The sequence below is a fragment of the Pseudomonas sp. A genome (assembly GCF_056270345.1).
The window spans coordinates 1652999-1667142 of sequence record NZ_CM149873.1; the positions used below are offsets into that span (position 1 = coordinate 1652999).

The following is a 14144-nucleotide window of genomic DNA, read 5'->3' on the forward strand; positions in this document are numbered from 1 at the left end:
GGGTTTCATGGAGCGGATACGATCGACAGCCAGTCCCTCGCCACCCGCGCCAACCGGGAGGTGCCCCATGCCTGACCATGAACGCCTGTCTACCCTCCAGAGCTACGTCTGGACCCTCGAACTGCTCGGTGAGGCGCTGGTGCAGCATGACGAGGTGCTGGAGTGCGAGCACAACCTGCAGCTGAGTTTTCGCAACACGGCGGGAATTCACCAGGCGATCCGGATCATCATCCGGTTGGCCAGTGAGAAGTTCGGCAAGCTGGAGGCGATGAAGGAAGAGTGTGTTTCTGAAGGCTGATGCTGCGCATCATCGGGGCCGCTTTGCGGCCCCATTGTGTAGCGTGCCCTGTTCGGGCAGTATCTGATTCGTCGCCGAAAAATTAATCCGTCCCCATTTTTTCTAGGAAACTGCTGGAATGGTGCATTTTCCACGAATCCACCTCTCAAACTCCACTCGAGAGCAGTATACTGATCTCATCTGGTCATGTAATCCACCATATAGCGCGTTTAAATGTACCATTTAGTGCGTAAGGAGTTTGTCAGTTGTATTTTTATCGTTTTTTAAGGACAAAAGAAGATCAGTTTCACTCATCGGAAATTTATAATGACATTGAGTTCTATACGTCCGATGAGTGCGGAACTGACAGAGACTTTACGTGGAATAAGCCAGTAAAAGAAAAAGTGGACTCCGGTCAAGGTGTTCAGCTTCTATTCGGTATGACAACCTTGGAAGACGCCGCTAAAGTACTGAGTTGTTTTGGTTGTTATGGGAGGGTGTTGGCCAGATTTGATACTGACTGTATAGGTGAGGGTTTTTCCATTAATCCAGATCAGCAAGTTAATGAAAGGGTTGGGAGTAAATACATGATGATAGATTACAATGGAGATAAGGTGTCTATTCCTAGTGTTTCTGTTCAGGTTCTATCTCTCTCTGGGTGGGTAGAAAAAGCTGAAGCAAATAGAGTTCTTGCTGAAATACTCAGTCTAGAAGAAAGTGATTACGAACAGCTGGTTTTAAATGCCTAGCAAATTTATTAGCTTCGCATCTTGCAGGTGCCTGATGCGGAAAGGCTACGTCGATTATTGAGGTGTTAAGCACTTTCGGCAAGCATGGAGAGTAGCAGTGCCAGTTGCTCAGAATACGCCCTTATCTGCTTTGGCAGTAATGATTCCTGCGGCGATTTCCGCATACAATATCGGAAATAGAACTGCAAATTACAACCTCACCTACAACACGTTCATAAACGCAAGACAAAGCGGTGTTGCTGGGCACGGCGGGGTTCTTGGCTGGGTTCGTTTTGGAAATGCAGCTGTCACCATCCATGCTCTTTTGACTGCTTTTGGTATGGATAAACAAGGTTCAGTGCTCGTAGCGCCTAGTATACTGGCGAATACACTTCAAAATCTTCAGGCAGCGTCTATTCAATGGATAGAGCACATCGAATTACCGATGTCCGCGCCATGCAGTACCATAAATCCTAATACAGGCCAAAACTTATCAGTGGAGCTTGGTTTGCTTTATGCGACGCTGTCGACTCCCGGTGCCGTTACTTTAAGCGGCGGCTTTGTTGCAGCAAGTAAGACTTTGCATTGTCTTTTTCCAAATCTCGCTCCGATGATTGATGGACGCCATTCGGGGATTTCCTACTTTCATATCCTACAAAGTACATACACTCCCCCCATGGGGATAAAAAACTGGGCTGGCTGGTTGGGTGCGTCGCTGCCGGGCGTACCCAATCCGAGCCCGAGGGGTGCTGGCCGACGCAGTTGGGATGCTGCAAGATTTTTGGCCGCAACGGCTGTTAACCAACATATCTATGAGATATGGCAGCAACAAAATGGAAATCCAGGATTGCATGCATTCCTAGCAATTGACCCGGTGCCAGGCACAAGTGGAATACCGAGAATCATTGATAAGTTACTGTGGTGAAATAGCTGACCATTTGCTGCGGGAGCTATTGCTCTGACCCGTCGGGGACAGATTTCAAAGATTAGAGCCCGCTTGGGATCGATAGTAGACGATCGTCGGATGCCACCGTCGGTCCTGAGAATCTAATGGAGGTGTCATGGTACATGTCCGGCTTATCAGTCCCTTAGGTGAGATTATTCTTGCTACCTAATTCATCTTGGATGTCTTTGATCGAGTCGACCCAGCGGCTCGAACTACTGGTTACCGCGACTGGTTTACTTGTGCATTACCCTCGCGCGGGGAAAATGTGATAGCGATTAGCCCCAGTTCTTTCAATAATAATCCGGCTACCAGCAGACAGGGTGTGGGACTGGAAAAATTCCCCCAGCCACGAGCGCTTCCTAAAAATCTTTTTGTCTCCTGCAATGTCAGTGAAGACTGGCTTTGCAACACCGCAATGGATCTCTAGTTGAACGCCTTGTTTACTTTCATTTGGGCCGCCAATGGATTCAGGTGGGAATAAATCTATGATGCTGGAAAGGTAGAGGTGGTTGTTATTTATATTTCCCTGTGTGAGTTCAATTACCCGAAATAGCATGGATTCCTCCTTTGTCAAACATTTACTCAGCTAGTGTCGTATCAATAGTGGTGGAATGGTTAGGCATGAAAGAACTCAATTGCTTCAGTAATCGATTCAACCAACTCCAAATTTGCAGTGGAAACGGCTTGGTGCAACAGCCCGGAAAGAATAGCGCTGCGAGTGGCTTTTGGTATTACGCAAGGGCTTAATACCCCCCTGGAGTGCGGATAATCTCCCCAGTGAACCCCTAATGCCTTACTCCCACCATTTTCTTGGTTCTTGTGATCGTACCAACCTATAATGAGAATCAAACCATTGTCGACATGAATTTCTTTGTGATTTTTCCAGTACGAGATCATATTCATGCAGCGCTCCGTCATAGGGTTAGTTAGTAGTGGGCGTCGCCAAGGTATTAATACTTGTCTGCCTGTGTCTTTTAGTAATCTATACTTATGCGTAACTCCTTGTTTTTAATCAAGAAAGATCGACATATGTCCGCAAATCGCTGTAACCGCCGGCTCTGGGTCTACGGCCGGGATACTCAGAACTCAAGAACGCCGCTACTCAAGTACCTGGAGAGTACCTTAGTGGCAGTGGCGCTCGCCTGTTTTGTGATTGGTGTGGCAGCCCTTCGAGTCAGTGCCACCGCTGTGCGCGAAGGTAGTTACTGAGGAGAAAGAAAGGACTGCAGCGATCAAGAGGGAAAAGATTTTCATCAGGCATACTCTATGCTTATTTGTGGCAATGGCAAAATGCCTCATAAAGCATAACCCCGTAATCACAGATTGACAAAGCCTCTTCCTGTACGTAGCAGAAGGACGGTTTCCTTATGACCATCTGCTATGGGTCTAGGCTGTGTGAAAGCATCTGACACTCCCGGGGCGATTCATAGAAACGGGTAGGCGTAGTTCTCACTGGATCCTCTGCAAGTCCCTATTCGATTCCACTGAAAGCCATAACTAGCTGATTTGTAAGCGCTCCATAAACCCCACATTCAAAGCGCTTACCTGATCCCCGATGCTGTGCGTGCAATGTAAGCGCTCCATAAACGTAAGCGCTCCATGAACCCCACCTAGCCAACGATGGGCAGAGTACTTAGCTATGTATTTGAGGCGTGCAATTCCACGGCAGCAGCGCTTCGTAGTCTTCCACTGAGCACGCCTGCGGCAGGCGTTCCAGTGCGTGGCGCAGCCACGCATAGGGTTCTTGGCCGTTGGCTTTGGCCGTTTCTACCAAGCTGTAAAGTTGTGCGCTGGTAGTGGCACCTTTGGGCGTGTCACTGAACAACCAGTTCTTTCTGCCAATCACAAACGGGCGGATCGCACGCTCGGCGGCGTTGTTGTCGATCGGCAAGTCACCCTGCTCGACGTAGCGTTCCAACTTGCTCCAGTTGCTGGCCAAGTAACCGATGGCCTTGCCCAAGGCATTCTGCGTCGTGACCTGAGGTTGCGTTTTCTCTACCCAGTTTTTCAGCTGAGTCAGCACCGGTTGGCTGCGCGCTTGGCGGGCCAGCTTGCGATCTTCATCGCTGCTGTCCTTATGGTCGCGCTCAATGCCATACAGCTTGTTGATCAAATTCAGGGCGATATCTGCACGCCCGGTTTTACCCTTGGGCTGCACTTTCTGCGCTTCGACGAACTTGCGCCGCGCATGCGCCCAGCAGCCCAACCGCTCCACGCCGTTCTGTGTGGCCAGTGCGTTGTAACCGGCGTAATCGTCGGTCATGACATAACCGCGATAGCCATCCAGCAGGCGCATGGGCACCTCCTGCGCTCGGCTGGTGGCGTAGTCGAAAAGGATCACCGGGCGATCAGGTGGGCCGCCGGTTTGTACCCACATCCAGGATTGGCTGCTGGGCTCACGACCCGGCTCTTTCAACACCTGCACGCGGGTTTCGTCACAGTGGATGATCCGACTGTTCAACAGGCTTTCGCGCATCAGATTCAGCAGCGGCTGAAAGTGCTCGCTGCATTGAATCACCCAGCGTGCCAGGGTTTGGCGCGGGATATCGATACCGTGACGCCCCAGCACTTTTTCGAAGCGGTGAAGCGGCAAGCCGTCTACGTATTTGGTGGTCAGCAGCATAGCCAGCACACTCGGGCTGGCCATGCTTTTCTCGATCACCTGGGCGGGCTTGTCCGCCGTCATGGGCGCTGACTCGCAGTCGCGGCAGCCGTACACCTTGCGCACATGCTTGATGACGCGAATCTGCATCGGGACGATTTCAAGCTGTTCGCTGACTTCTTCACCGATGGCATGTTTGCGGCAGCCGCAAGCGCAGGTCAGTTCATGCTCGGGCAGTTCGTGGACAACTTCGATACGCGGCAAATCAGCTGGCAGCGGCTTGCGCTTGCCACGGCGTTTGGTCGGCGCAACGACTTCTTCGTCGCCAGCCTCATCCAAGGGTTCGGCCAGGCTTTCCGCTTCGTTGAAGAGAGGCAATTGTGGTGCCGCCGCATCGCCCGTCTGCTCGGTCTTGCGCCCGAACAAGCGCTGGCGCAACAGCGCAACTTCCTCTTCGAGATGAACGATCTTGCCTTTGTCGGACGCGCGCTCGTCGATCATCTGCTCAAGCAGTTGCTTGAGCAGAACAGGATCGGCAGGGAGGGTTTCGGGCATGGAAATCATGCCGCGGATTATACCGAATCAGGCGACGAAACGAGGGGTCAAAACCTGATGCGGACGGTTACGCCAGAGGTCGAAGCCATCGAGTAGCCAGTTCAGTTCCTGGACGGTCAGGACGATGGCGACGTCAGTCGGATCGGGTGAAGTTTTGAACCGTTCGGAGTCCAGGCGCTTGAGCCACAGGCAGAAACCGTTGCGCTCCCAATACAGGATCTTCACGCGGTTGCGCGGCTTGTTGAGGAAGACGAAAAGCACCGGGTCGAACACCGCCACCTTGATATCGAGTTCGACCAGCGCGGCCAGGCCATCGATGGATTTTCGAAAGTCGACGGGCTTGGGGTAGAGGTACACTTTTTCGACTTTGGCGTCGGGTCGCATCATGGTCGGCGAGCTCCAGAAAGAAATCGGGAGCACAGCATCGGGGATCAGGTAAGCGCTTTGAATGTGGGGTTCATGGAGCGCTTACGCTGATTTTTTATAGATACCCTTTGAGGTACGTCAAAAAATCCACCAAGTTCCAGCCCCGCGAATACCGGGCCCTCACGGCCAGCAACCGTCCGTCTGTCTCCGTACAGTTCTTCGTAAACCTTTCAGCTGCGCCGAACCGGCTCGTTGGGTGGCATTTACGTGTCCTTGAGTTGTAGGCAGTTTCCCGCAGCACCAATCGCGTTTTCCCAGCCTTCCTAAGCTTGCATTAGCAGCCCCCAAGGCATAAATTCCCTCCGTCGCCGAAGCATCGGCGACGCGACCTTGGCCGGTCGGAATCGAAAGGCGCAACAGCGCCCAGTCTTCATCGCAGGCGCTTTTTTTGTGCCCGCGATGTCGCGTCATGGCGGTGGTGCGCGGGACACCTTCGGGTGTGCCGGGCCCCTTTCGTCCCGGTCGGCCAACCCGCGTACTGCTGCCACCTAAACTTGCTTGGCCGCGAGCGGTGGCAGTTCCACAACGAAAGGAACTCATGCATGACCACCAAGATACTGAGGATCCTCGCATCCGCTCTCCGCCGCCCAACCCCCGCGGCCACCCCATCCCCAACCTTCTACCCGATCGACAGCCACTCCCTCGCCACCCGCGCCAACCGGGAGGTGCCCCATGCCTGACCATGAACGCCTGTCTACCCTCCAGAGCTACGTCTGGACCCTCGAACTGCTCGGCGAGGCGCTGGTCCAGCATGACGAGGTGCTGGAGTGCGAGCACAACCCGCAGCTGAGCTTCCGCAACACGGCGGGGATTCACCAGGCGATCCGGATCATCAGCCGGTTGGCTAGTGAGCAGTTCGGCAAGCTGGAGGCGATGAAAGAAGAGTGTGTTTCTGAAGGCTGATGCTGCGCATCATCGGGGTCGCTTTGCGGCCCCATTGTGTAGCGTGCCCTGTTCGGGCAGTACCTGATTCGTCGCCGAAAAATAAATCCGTCCCCATTTTTTGCTTGATGGATTGGGCTGCTGGCGCTTGAACAGGATCAGTTGTGAGCCCTGCTGTATAAGGGCTGGTGCTAAGTCTGGTGGGGCTATGGGGGCGGACACCGTCAGAACTGACTATTCAACTCTTTCACTGGGCCGGATCACCGGCCCAGTGAGTCAAAACCCCTTGGTCAGAAGCCCAAGTTTGCCGCGCCAGTGATTGCGGGCATTGGGGATGTTGTCGTCTCAGGCATAGGCAGAGCGCCGTTGTCGATCCAGTTTCTGGTTACCTCATTGCAGCAGTATTGGACGATTGTCGGGTCACCCAGAGGGTTGAATACCGTCCCCAGTGACGTGATGCTCACGCGATTGAAGGGGCGATTCTTGAGAGCCTCGTACCCCGGGCTCGTGAAATAGCTGTGGAGCAGTGGAAGGAGCTCATCCTCTTCGCCCAAGTGAGAGGCCTGGAAGTACCAACCATTTTGGTTGAAGATCGGGACCAAGCGCTCGATGAGGGTCATTACGTAGGAGGGCTGGAGCATGAGCGCCGCGCAGGCGCCGAAAAAAGCATCTGTGGCGAGTGGAGACTGGCCACTCTCGATTTTTGCCCAAGCGCTTGGAGTTTTACCTACAGCTTGAGCGACGTGTGCTTGGTGGATTCCGCGTTCAAGGCGGATTTCTTTGAGCGCCAGAAGGAGCAGTGAGGAAAAGCTGGAGGAGCGTTGATTTTGCATGGGGTTGTCTCTTTTTGGGAAATGTCATGTCCTGGCGGGAAATATAATGTCCTGTAGAGGCTTGGTCAATAGCTAGCGCGAATAGTCACGCTAGATCAATGGATGTGTACTTCGCGACTGGTGGGCCTGAGGTGGGATGGCTGGAGCACTGATGGCCACACCACTCAATCCGTAATTGACTGTGGCTAACTACTCAGGCCGGAGTCAGTTCGATATCCGCCCGAGCTGGCGCTACTGACCGGATGGCCGTCGTCAATGGCTGAAGCATTGGAGAGCAAGGCTCTCGATCAGATGACCAAGGACGCCAGCAGGGCGTTACGCGATGGAATGGAGCCGCTCAGGATCATCAGGCAGATGGGGCTTTAGATACCGGCAAACTTTCCGGCATCTGCTTGAGCAAAGGGCGCTGCCACAGAAACCCCTTGGCAGGCTGGCGGAAGGGGTCACATGCCAGGGGTATGGAGCCGGGGTACTTTTCGGTTTAGGTATACCGTGGTGGCTTGTGGCTATGAATTTTCCCGTACTTTCTGGCTTTCAGGTGCCTGATTCGACTCCTGTCTCCGCACCAGCCCCTAGAAGTCACCGCCATCCTTGCCGTGCGGGCGTTTTGTCTCTAGCTATCTCAGCAAGCCTCATCAATGACTGGATGTAGCTAACCTGCACCCGTCTGCTGTGACATGGCTGCTGTACGCGGGAGACCATCTGGTCTGCAGGGTATCTTTTCCTCGGTTCGCCAATCTGCGTACAGCTGCCACCCTCTCCACACGTAGGGCTGCCCATATTGGGCACGTTTTCACCATGGCGACAGTACGTGGGACACCTCAGGTGTGCCGGTCCCTTTCGTCCCGGTCGACCAATCCACGTATTGTTGCCACCCAGCCCCTTCATGCAAGCCATTTCCTACGTTTCCCATTGCCATTTCCTAGCCCCAAGAACCTTGCACTAGAAGCCTCCAAGGAATAAATTCCCTACCAGTCGCGGCAAATTCCGCGACCGGGTTTGGCGACCCGGATAAACTTGGCGCAGCAGCGCCCCACACGATTGCAGGCGCTTTTTTTGCGTCCGCAGCCTCGTGCCATGGCGGCTGTGCGCGGGAGACCTTCGGGTCTGCCGGGTTCCAAGTTCCCGGTTCGCCAACCTGCGTACAGCTGCCACCCATTGTTTGGCGACAGTGCGTGGTGGTTCCAACCTAACTTGGAGTCTCATGCATGACCATCACACGTCTGTACAGGATCCTCGCATCCGCTCTCCGCCGCCCAACCCCCGCGGCCACCCCATCCCCAACCTTCTACCCGATCGACAGCCACTCCCTCGCCACCCGCGCCAACCGGGAGGTGCCCCATGCCTGACCATGAACGCCTGTCTACCCTCCAAAGCTACGTCTGGACCCTCGAACTGCTCGGCGAGGCGCTGGTCCAGCACGACGAGGTGCTGGAGTGCGAGCACAACCCGCAACTGAGCTTCCGTAACACAGCGGGAATTCACCAGGCGATCCGGATCATCAGCCGGTTGGCCAGCGAGCAGTTCGGCAAGCTGGAGGCGATGAAAGACGAGAGTGTTTCTGGAGACTGATGCCACGCATCATCGGGGCCGCGTTGCGGCCCTATTGCGTGGCATGCCCTGATCGGGCGCCACTTGCACCGTCCCGTTCTCAACCTATCGCTAGAACAATATGGCTGCTTCACCCACCCCCATCTCGTATCATCAGCGCCTTCGCATCTGGAACGAACTGTGTGAAATCGCCAACTGGAAAAGCGCCAGCTGCCGCTGATGGGCCGAAGTGGGACGTCGCCGAGGCTGTCAATCAGCTCTCGTGGGACGACTTGCGCATCATCAAGACGCTCAGTGATTGCGGCAATCGTGCGGCGACGGCCAAGAAGCTTGGCATCAATGTCTCCACCGTTTCGCGCCGGGTTGCCCAGGTCGAGCGAACGCTCGGCATCGCGCTGTTCGACCACCGCAAATCAGGCTATCTGCTCACCGCCGAGGGCGCTGAATTGCGAGCACTCGCCGAGCGCGTGGAGCTGGATATCGTCAGCGTCACGCGGCGTGTTTCACGTTCTGGCCAAGGCCCGCTGGGGAAGCTTCGCATTACCACCAGCGACTCGCTGCTGCTGTACTTCTTCACCCCCATCATCGCGGACTTCAAGGCCCTCAACGAGGGGATCAGCCTCGAGGTGCTGGTAGGCAATGAAACCCTCAGCCTCGCCCGGGATGAATCGGATATCGCCATTCGGGCGACGAGAAAACCTGCGGAGAGCCTGGTGGGCCGTAAACTGGCGAACATTGCCTGGGCACCTTACTGCAGCGCCAAGCAGGTGACCGCCGAGCCCCTGTTCGCAGAGGGGCAGGCATGGGTGTCCTACTCGGCGGCGCTCTGCGGTTTGCGGGCGACAAGCTATGTCGAAAGCAGGGTCGCCGCTGAGCGCATTGCCTACCGCACCGATTCTGTTGCAGCCGCAAGCGTCGCCATCGCGGCGGGCCTGGGGTATGGATTCCTGCCCTGCATGCTGGGCGACATCACCCCGGGGTTGGTACGCGCAGGCCCGGTGGTGCCAGAGCTTCAGGACGAATTGTGGCTGCTGACGCACCAGGACATTCGCAAGTCGTGGCGCGTCAAAGCATTCATGACTTTCTGCGCCGCTGCCGTGGCCAGTCAAAAGCCCTTGGTCGAGGGGCAGTTGGTACTCCCGGCTACCTGATCGCAACCGGGAGCGCAGCTTAGATTTCCCGGGCGCCAATCACGGCCTTGCAGGCGATCTCGATCAACTGCGGGCGCTGGGCAAGCCTCGACACCCCAATGATATTGCTCGCGCACTGAGGCCGCTCAGTGCCATAGGCCGCCTTGCGCACTTTGCCGACCACCGCGAACGCAGCGTCCATGTCCAGTACATAAAGCGTTTCCTCGACAACGTCTTGCAGCGTCGCGCCATACAAGGCGAGCAGCTTGGCAATGTTGTCGTAGGCGACTTGCATCTGCTCGCCCATCGACGAGAAATCGCTGGGCTTGCCGTCGGCGTTCAGCGGCGCCGGGGCCAGCAGATTACCGGCCTCGTCATGGTTGAACTGGCCTGATACGTAGATCTCGTTGCCTACCCGCCGTGCCTGCGGATAGCCATACGCCTCCTCCCAGGAAACGCCCCAGTAGGCGGTCTGCTTGTTGAACGGTTGTGAAGCTGCCATTGCATTCTCCTGCACATGACGGACCGGCTTGATCCGAATGGAACGGCGAATGCTAGCAGCGCGACCGTGTATTCAATGGCGCAAAAATGAGCCGGTAGAGGCGCAAAAGTGCGCCACCGACAGGCGTTTTGTTTCGTTATCTTTTGCTCGTCCTCAAGCAACGACGCTGAGGCGAGCACTCGTGGCTACGGTGATGCCCGCAACGTGCGGGCCCTGAAACGGGTGCGATCGAACTTCATCAAATTGAAAGGAAACAACAATGAGCAATCCTAAGACTGAAGTCCTGACCCCGTTCAACAGCCAACTGATCTTCATCGATCAGCAGCCGCAGATGGCCTTCGGCGTTCAGAGCATCGACCGGCAAACGCTGAAGAACAACACCGTTGGCCTGGCCAAGGCCGCGAAGATTTTCAATATCCCCACCACCTTCACCACGGTCGAGACGCAAAGCTTCTCGGGCCACACCTACCCCGAGCTGCTCGCGGTGTTCCCGGATGCCCCGCTGCTGGAGCGCACCTCGATGAACTCCTGGGATGACCAGAAGGTGCGCGACGCCCTCAAGCGCAATGGCCGCAACAAGATCATCGTCTCCGGCTTGTGGACCGAGGTCTGCAACGCCACCTTCGCCCTGTCGGCAATGAACGATGCCGGCTATGAAATCTACATGGTCGCGGACGCCTCCGGCGGCACCACCAAGGAAGCCCACGATTACGCCATGCAGCGCATGATCCAGGCCGGCGTGGTGCCGGTGACCTGGCAGCAGGTGCTGCTGGAATGGCAGCGGGACTGGAAGAACCGCGACACCTACGACGCCGTGATGGCGCTGGTCAAGGAACACTCCGGTGCCTATGGCATGGGCGTCGACTACGCCTACACCATGGTGCACAAGGCGCCTGAACGCGTTCAGCATGGCCCCACCTTGGCGCCTGTCGCTGCTGTCTGAGCCATCGCCAGCCCCTGCCCTGGGGGCTGTTCACTGACGTGCGAAGGGTGCGCAGTGGGCTGACCCGAATCAACGAGCCTGGCCTGGAACCTCTGGGGTCTCCAGCGCCCAGCGCTGCTCGGGTCAGGCGCTCGCATCCTGCTACCTGGATTGATGGGTGTGTATGAACAAGGACAACTCTACCATGCTGGCGACGCTGACACTGGCTTCGACAGGGCAGCTCAAATCCTGGCAGTTGAGAACGGCCACACAGCTGATGCTGGACAGGCTGGATACCTGCCTATCAGTGACTGAAATCGCCGAAGCGTGCGCATTGTCGCGCAGTCACTTCTCACGCATGTTCAAGCAAAGTACCCGGATGTCCCCGCAACAATGGTTGCGTGAGCAGCGGGTGATGAAGAGCAGGGAGCTATTGAAGACTTCCACGATGTTGCTCACAGAGATCGCACTGGAATGCGGCTTCTGCGATCAATCTCACTTCTGCCGCACTTTCGTGAAGGCTGAAGGCATGACACCAAAGGCTTGGCAGCAACAAGCCATTGCCTGAGGTGTAACTCCCTTGAAAACCAGTTTGTTACAGCGGCAGATTATTTTCAAAAACAATGCGCACTAAATTATTGCGCAACAACTGATTGCGAACTGTTGGCGTACAAACAGTGAAGTCGCCAACAGCATGCCCCCGAATACATTAAAAGTGAGGAAAGCCATGAACGTTCTCTACACCGCAGTCGCCACCGCAACCGGTGGTCGCGATGGCCGAGCCATCTCCAGCGACAAGCACCTCGATGTGAAACTGGCCACGCCGAAGGAACTGGGCGGTGCCGGTGGTGATGCCACCAACCCTGAGCAACTGTTCGCCGCGGGTTACTCGGCCTGCTTCATCGGCGCGCTGAAGTTCGTCGCCGGCCAGCGCAAACGCAGCATTCCAGCCGACGCCTCGATCACTGCGCAGGTCGGCATTGGCCAGATCCTTGGCGGCTTTGGCCTGGATATCGACCTGCACATCAACCTGCCAGGCCTGGAGCACGCTGATGCACAAGCGTTGGTGGAGGCGGCCCACCAGGTGTGCCCGTACTCCAATGCCACCCGTGGCAACGTCGATGTCCGTCTGCACGTCACCGTCTGACCTACTGCCTCAGCAGAAACAGGGGATTTGAAATGAACGTTTTGACCAAGACCCTCGCGGGCTCGCTGCTTGCCTTGTCGATCGGTAACGCATTCGCCGACGCTGGCGTCGAGCACAACACCCAGGCATTCCTCGATACCTTGAACGCGGGCGGTGGCAAACCCATCGAGCAGCTTTCGCCGCAGGATGCCCGCGCGGTGCTGGCCGGCGCTCAGTCCGGGGTGAAACTGACGCTGCCCAAGGCGGATGTCAGCGAGAAGACCATCACCGTCGATGGCCAGGCCATCCGCTTGACCATCGTGCGCCCGGCGGGTGTGAAGGGGACCTTGCCGGTGTTCATGTACTTCCACGGCGGCGGCTGGGTGCTCGGCGACTTCCCGACCCATGAGCGCCTGGTGCGCGACTTGGTCGTCGGGTCTGGGGCGGTGGCGGTGTTCGTCAACTACACCCCGTCCCCTGAAGCGCACTACCCTACGGCGATCAACCAGGCCTACGCGGCAACCCGATGGGTGGCCGAGCATGGCAAGGACATCAATGTCGACGGCAAGCGCCTGGCGGTCGCGGGCAACAGCGTCGGCGGCAACATGGCAGCGGTGGTCAGCCTGATGGCCAAGGACAAAGGCACCCCGGCCATCAAGTACCAGGTGCTGCTGTGGCCCGTGACCGACGCCAACTTCGAGACGGCGTCGTACAACCAGTACGCCGAGGGGCACTTCCTCACCCGCAACATGATGAAGTGGTTCTGGGACAACTACACCACCGACCCCAAGCAACGTGCCGAGATCTACGCCTCGCCGCTGCGCGCGACCACCGAGCAGTTGAAAGGCCTGCCGCCAGCGCTGGTGCAGACCGCGAGTGCCGATGTGCTGCGTGATGAAGGGGAAGCCTATGCTCGCAAGCTGGACCAAGCGGGCGTGCCGGTCACTGCGGTGCGCTACAACGGGATGATCCATGACTACGGCTTGCTGAATGTCGTCAGCCACGTGCCGGCGGTGCGCGCTGCAATGCTGCAGGCTGGCGAGGCGCTGAAAGTGCATTTGAAGTGAGCCCACCCAAGCCCGCAGGTGGATGCCATGAACGGGCGATCAATGCGGGAAACGAAAAAACCGCCAGTCAGTTAGCGCTTCATTGCACTTATTGGGGCTGCTTTGCAGCCCTTCGCGGGTAAACCCGCTCCTACAAGTACAGCGCTCGATTCAGTATTTGCGCGATGTTGTGGGAGCGGCTTTAGCCGCGAAGAATCCAACGCGGTGCCTGGCACCGGCTCCGCCGGTGTTCGCGGGTAAACCCGCTCCCACAGGGCGCGCGGGCTACCCGTGAACTCAGTTCCCTGCGCGACAGCGCAGCCCGAAGGGCTGGGTAATCTCCTACAAGTACAGCGCTCGACTCAGTGTTTGCGCGATGTTGTGGGAGCGGCTTTACCCGCGAAGAATCCAACGCGGTGCCTGGCACCGGCTCCGCCGGTGTTCGCGGGTAAACCCGCTCCCACAGGGCGCGCGGGCTACCCGTGAACTCAGTTCCCTGCGCGACAGCGCAGCCCGAAGGGCTGGGTAATCTCCTACAAGTACAGCGCTCGATTCAGTATTTGCGCGATGTTGTGGGAGCGGCTTTAGCCGCGAAGAATCCAACGCGGTACCTGGCAC

Annotated in this window: 17 protein-coding genes; 10 read left to right on the plus strand and 7 right to left on the minus strand. The window is 56.7% G+C overall.

Translation table 11 applies throughout. The features are described 5' to 3' along the window. Nucleotides 1-67 precede the first annotated feature (67 nt). From AC0MAZ_RS07515 to AC0MAZ_RS07525, 3 genes are all read left to right on the plus strand, one after another. Nucleotides 68-298: a hypothetical protein gene (locus AC0MAZ_RS07515; protein WP_475860786.1), complete on the plus strand. Its 231-nt coding sequence runs from the start codon at nt 68-70 to the stop codon at nt 296-298. Between the two features lie 245 nt (nt 299-543). Beyond that, nucleotides 544-1026: a hypothetical protein gene (locus tag AC0MAZ_RS07520; RefSeq protein WP_475860787.1), complete on the plus strand. Its 483-nt coding sequence runs from the start codon at nt 544-546 to the stop codon at nt 1024-1026. 97 nt (nt 1027-1123) lie between these two features. Continuing rightward, complete coding sequence (locus AC0MAZ_RS07525; RefSeq protein WP_475860788.1) at nt 1124-1930, plus strand: hypothetical protein; 807 nt, start codon at nt 1124-1126, stop codon at nt 1928-1930. Nucleotides 1931-2195: 265 nt separating this feature from the next. Here AC0MAZ_RS07525 and AC0MAZ_RS07530 read toward each other — a convergent pair whose 3' ends face one another. The 5 genes from AC0MAZ_RS07530 to tnpB form a co-directional block, all read right to left on the minus strand. Then, complete coding sequence (locus tag AC0MAZ_RS07530; RefSeq protein WP_475860789.1) at nt 2196-2507, minus strand: hypothetical protein; 312 nt, start codon at nt 2505-2507, stop codon at nt 2196-2198. 59 nt (nt 2508-2566) lie between these two features. After that, nucleotides 2567-2854 carry a hypothetical protein gene (locus tag AC0MAZ_RS07535; protein ID WP_475860790.1) on the minus strand — a complete coding sequence of 96 codons (288 nt, stop codon included), beginning with the start codon at nt 2852-2854 and terminating at the stop codon, nt 2567-2569. Nucleotides 2855-3073: 219 nt separating this feature from the next. Further along, nucleotides 3074-3250, minus strand: a complete 177-nt coding sequence (locus tag AC0MAZ_RS07540; RefSeq protein WP_475860791.1) for a YHYH domain-containing protein — start codon at nt 3248-3250, stop codon at nt 3074-3076. A gap of 334 nt (nt 3251-3584) precedes the next feature. After that, nucleotides 3585-5117 carry an IS66 family transposase gene (tnpC, locus tag AC0MAZ_RS07545; protein WP_475860792.1) on the minus strand — a complete coding sequence of 511 codons (1533 nt, stop codon included), beginning with the start codon at nt 5115-5117 and terminating at the stop codon, nt 3585-3587. 18 nt (nt 5118-5135) lie between these two features. Further along, nucleotides 5136-5495 carry an IS66 family insertion sequence element accessory protein TnpB gene (gene tnpB, locus AC0MAZ_RS07550; RefSeq protein WP_252090641.1) on the minus strand — a complete coding sequence of 120 codons (360 nt, stop codon included), beginning with the start codon at nt 5493-5495 and terminating at the stop codon, nt 5136-5138. A 711-nt stretch (nt 5496-6206) separates the two neighbouring features. Here tnpB and AC0MAZ_RS07555 point away from each other — a divergent pair. Then, entirely contained in the window at nt 6207-6437 is a 231-nt protein-coding gene (locus AC0MAZ_RS07555) for a hypothetical protein (RefSeq protein WP_182322032.1), read from the plus strand. Nucleotides 6438-6706: 269 nt separating this feature from the next. On the opposite strand, the gene AC0MAZ_RS07560 is transcribed toward AC0MAZ_RS07555, so the two are convergent. Next, nucleotides 6707-7249 (minus strand): helix-turn-helix domain-containing protein, encoded by a 543-nt coding sequence (locus AC0MAZ_RS07560; protein ID WP_475860793.1) that lies wholly within the window; start codon nt 7247-7249, stop codon nt 6707-6709. Nucleotides 7250-8590: 1341 nt separating this feature from the next. Here AC0MAZ_RS07560 and AC0MAZ_RS07565 point away from each other — a divergent pair. Continuing rightward, nucleotides 8591-8821 carry a hypothetical protein gene (locus AC0MAZ_RS07565; protein ID WP_331832131.1) on the plus strand — a complete coding sequence of 77 codons (231 nt, stop codon included), beginning with the start codon at nt 8591-8593 and terminating at the stop codon, nt 8819-8821. Between the two features lie 161 nt (nt 8822-8982). Continuing rightward, a complete protein-coding gene (locus AC0MAZ_RS07570; RefSeq protein WP_475860794.1) occupies nt 8983-9951 on the plus strand; it encodes a LysR family transcriptional regulator in 969 nt (322 codons plus the stop codon). Nucleotides 9952-9970: 19 nt separating this feature from the next. Here the strand turns inward: AC0MAZ_RS07570 and AC0MAZ_RS07575 are convergent, their stop codons facing one another. Continuing rightward, nucleotides 9971-10432 carry a Rid family hydrolase gene (locus AC0MAZ_RS07575; RefSeq protein ID WP_110736956.1) on the minus strand — a complete coding sequence of 154 codons (462 nt, stop codon included), beginning with the start codon at nt 10430-10432 and terminating at the stop codon, nt 9971-9973. Nucleotides 10433-10691: 259 nt separating this feature from the next. Here AC0MAZ_RS07575 and AC0MAZ_RS07580 point away from each other — a divergent pair, with 259 nt between their 5' ends. The 4 genes from AC0MAZ_RS07580 (at nt 10692) to AC0MAZ_RS07595 (ending at nt 13547) form a co-directional block, all read left to right on the plus strand. After that, nucleotides 10692-11375 (plus strand): hydrolase, encoded by a 684-nt coding sequence (locus AC0MAZ_RS07580; RefSeq protein ID WP_186714192.1) that lies wholly within the window; start codon nt 10692-10694, stop codon nt 11373-11375. A gap of 163 nt (nt 11376-11538) precedes the next feature. Next, the gene (locus tag AC0MAZ_RS07585) at nt 11539-11922 is read left to right on the plus strand and encodes a helix-turn-helix domain-containing protein (RefSeq protein WP_475860795.1); all 384 of its coding nucleotides are present in this window, start codon (nt 11539-11541) and stop codon (nt 11920-11922) included. 159 nt (nt 11923-12081) lie between these two features. Next, nucleotides 12082-12501 (plus strand): organic hydroperoxide resistance protein, encoded by a 420-nt coding sequence (locus AC0MAZ_RS07590; RefSeq protein ID WP_475860796.1) that lies wholly within the window; start codon nt 12082-12084, stop codon nt 12499-12501. Nucleotides 12502-12533: 32 nt separating this feature from the next. Then, entirely contained in the window at nt 12534-13547 is a 1014-nt protein-coding gene (locus AC0MAZ_RS07595) for an alpha/beta hydrolase (RefSeq protein ID WP_475860797.1), read from the plus strand. Nucleotides 13548-14144 lie beyond the last annotated feature (597 nt).

Excerpts from the sequence above, each read along its gene's own strand:
- AC0MAZ_RS07515 (WP_475860786.1), top strand. The coding sequence starts at position 68 with ATGCCTGACCATGAACGCCTGTCTACCCTCCAGAGCTACGTCTGGACC.
- AC0MAZ_RS07530 (WP_475860789.1), bottom strand. The coding sequence starts at position 2,507 with ATGCTATTTCGGGTAATTGAACTCACACAGGGAAATATAAATAACAAC.
- AC0MAZ_RS07535 (WP_475860790.1), bottom strand. The coding sequence starts at position 2,854 with ATGAATATGATCTCGTACTGGAAAAATCACAAAGAAATTCATGTCGAC.
- AC0MAZ_RS07540 (WP_475860791.1), bottom strand. The coding sequence starts at position 3,250 with ATGAGGCATTTTGCCATTGCCACAAATAAGCATAGAGTATGCCTGATG.
- tnpC (WP_475860792.1), bottom strand. The coding sequence starts at position 5,117 with ATGATTTCCATGCCCGAAACCCTCCCTGCCGATCCTGTTCTGCTCAAG.
- tnpB (WP_252090641.1), bottom strand. The coding sequence starts at position 5,495 with ATGATGCGACCCGACGCCAAAGTCGAAAAAGTGTACCTCTACCCCAAG.
- AC0MAZ_RS07555 (WP_182322032.1), top strand. The coding sequence starts at position 6,207 with ATGCCTGACCATGAACGCCTGTCTACCCTCCAGAGCTACGTCTGGACC.
- AC0MAZ_RS07560 (WP_475860793.1), bottom strand. The coding sequence starts at position 7,249 with ATGCAAAATCAACGCTCCTCCAGCTTTTCCTCACTGCTCCTTCTGGCG.
- AC0MAZ_RS07565 (WP_331832131.1), top strand. The coding sequence starts at position 8,591 with ATGCCTGACCATGAACGCCTGTCTACCCTCCAAAGCTACGTCTGGACC.
- AC0MAZ_RS07575 (WP_110736956.1), bottom strand. The coding sequence starts at position 10,432 with ATGGCAGCTTCACAACCGTTCAACAAGCAGACCGCCTACTGGGGCGTT.
- AC0MAZ_RS07580 (WP_186714192.1), top strand. The coding sequence starts at position 10,692 with ATGAGCAATCCTAAGACTGAAGTCCTGACCCCGTTCAACAGCCAACTG.
- AC0MAZ_RS07585 (WP_475860795.1), top strand. The coding sequence starts at position 11,539 with ATGAACAAGGACAACTCTACCATGCTGGCGACGCTGACACTGGCTTCG.
- AC0MAZ_RS07590 (WP_475860796.1), top strand. The coding sequence starts at position 12,082 with ATGAACGTTCTCTACACCGCAGTCGCCACCGCAACCGGTGGTCGCGAT.
- AC0MAZ_RS07595 (WP_475860797.1), top strand. The coding sequence starts at position 12,534 with ATGAACGTTTTGACCAAGACCCTCGCGGGCTCGCTGCTTGCCTTGTCG.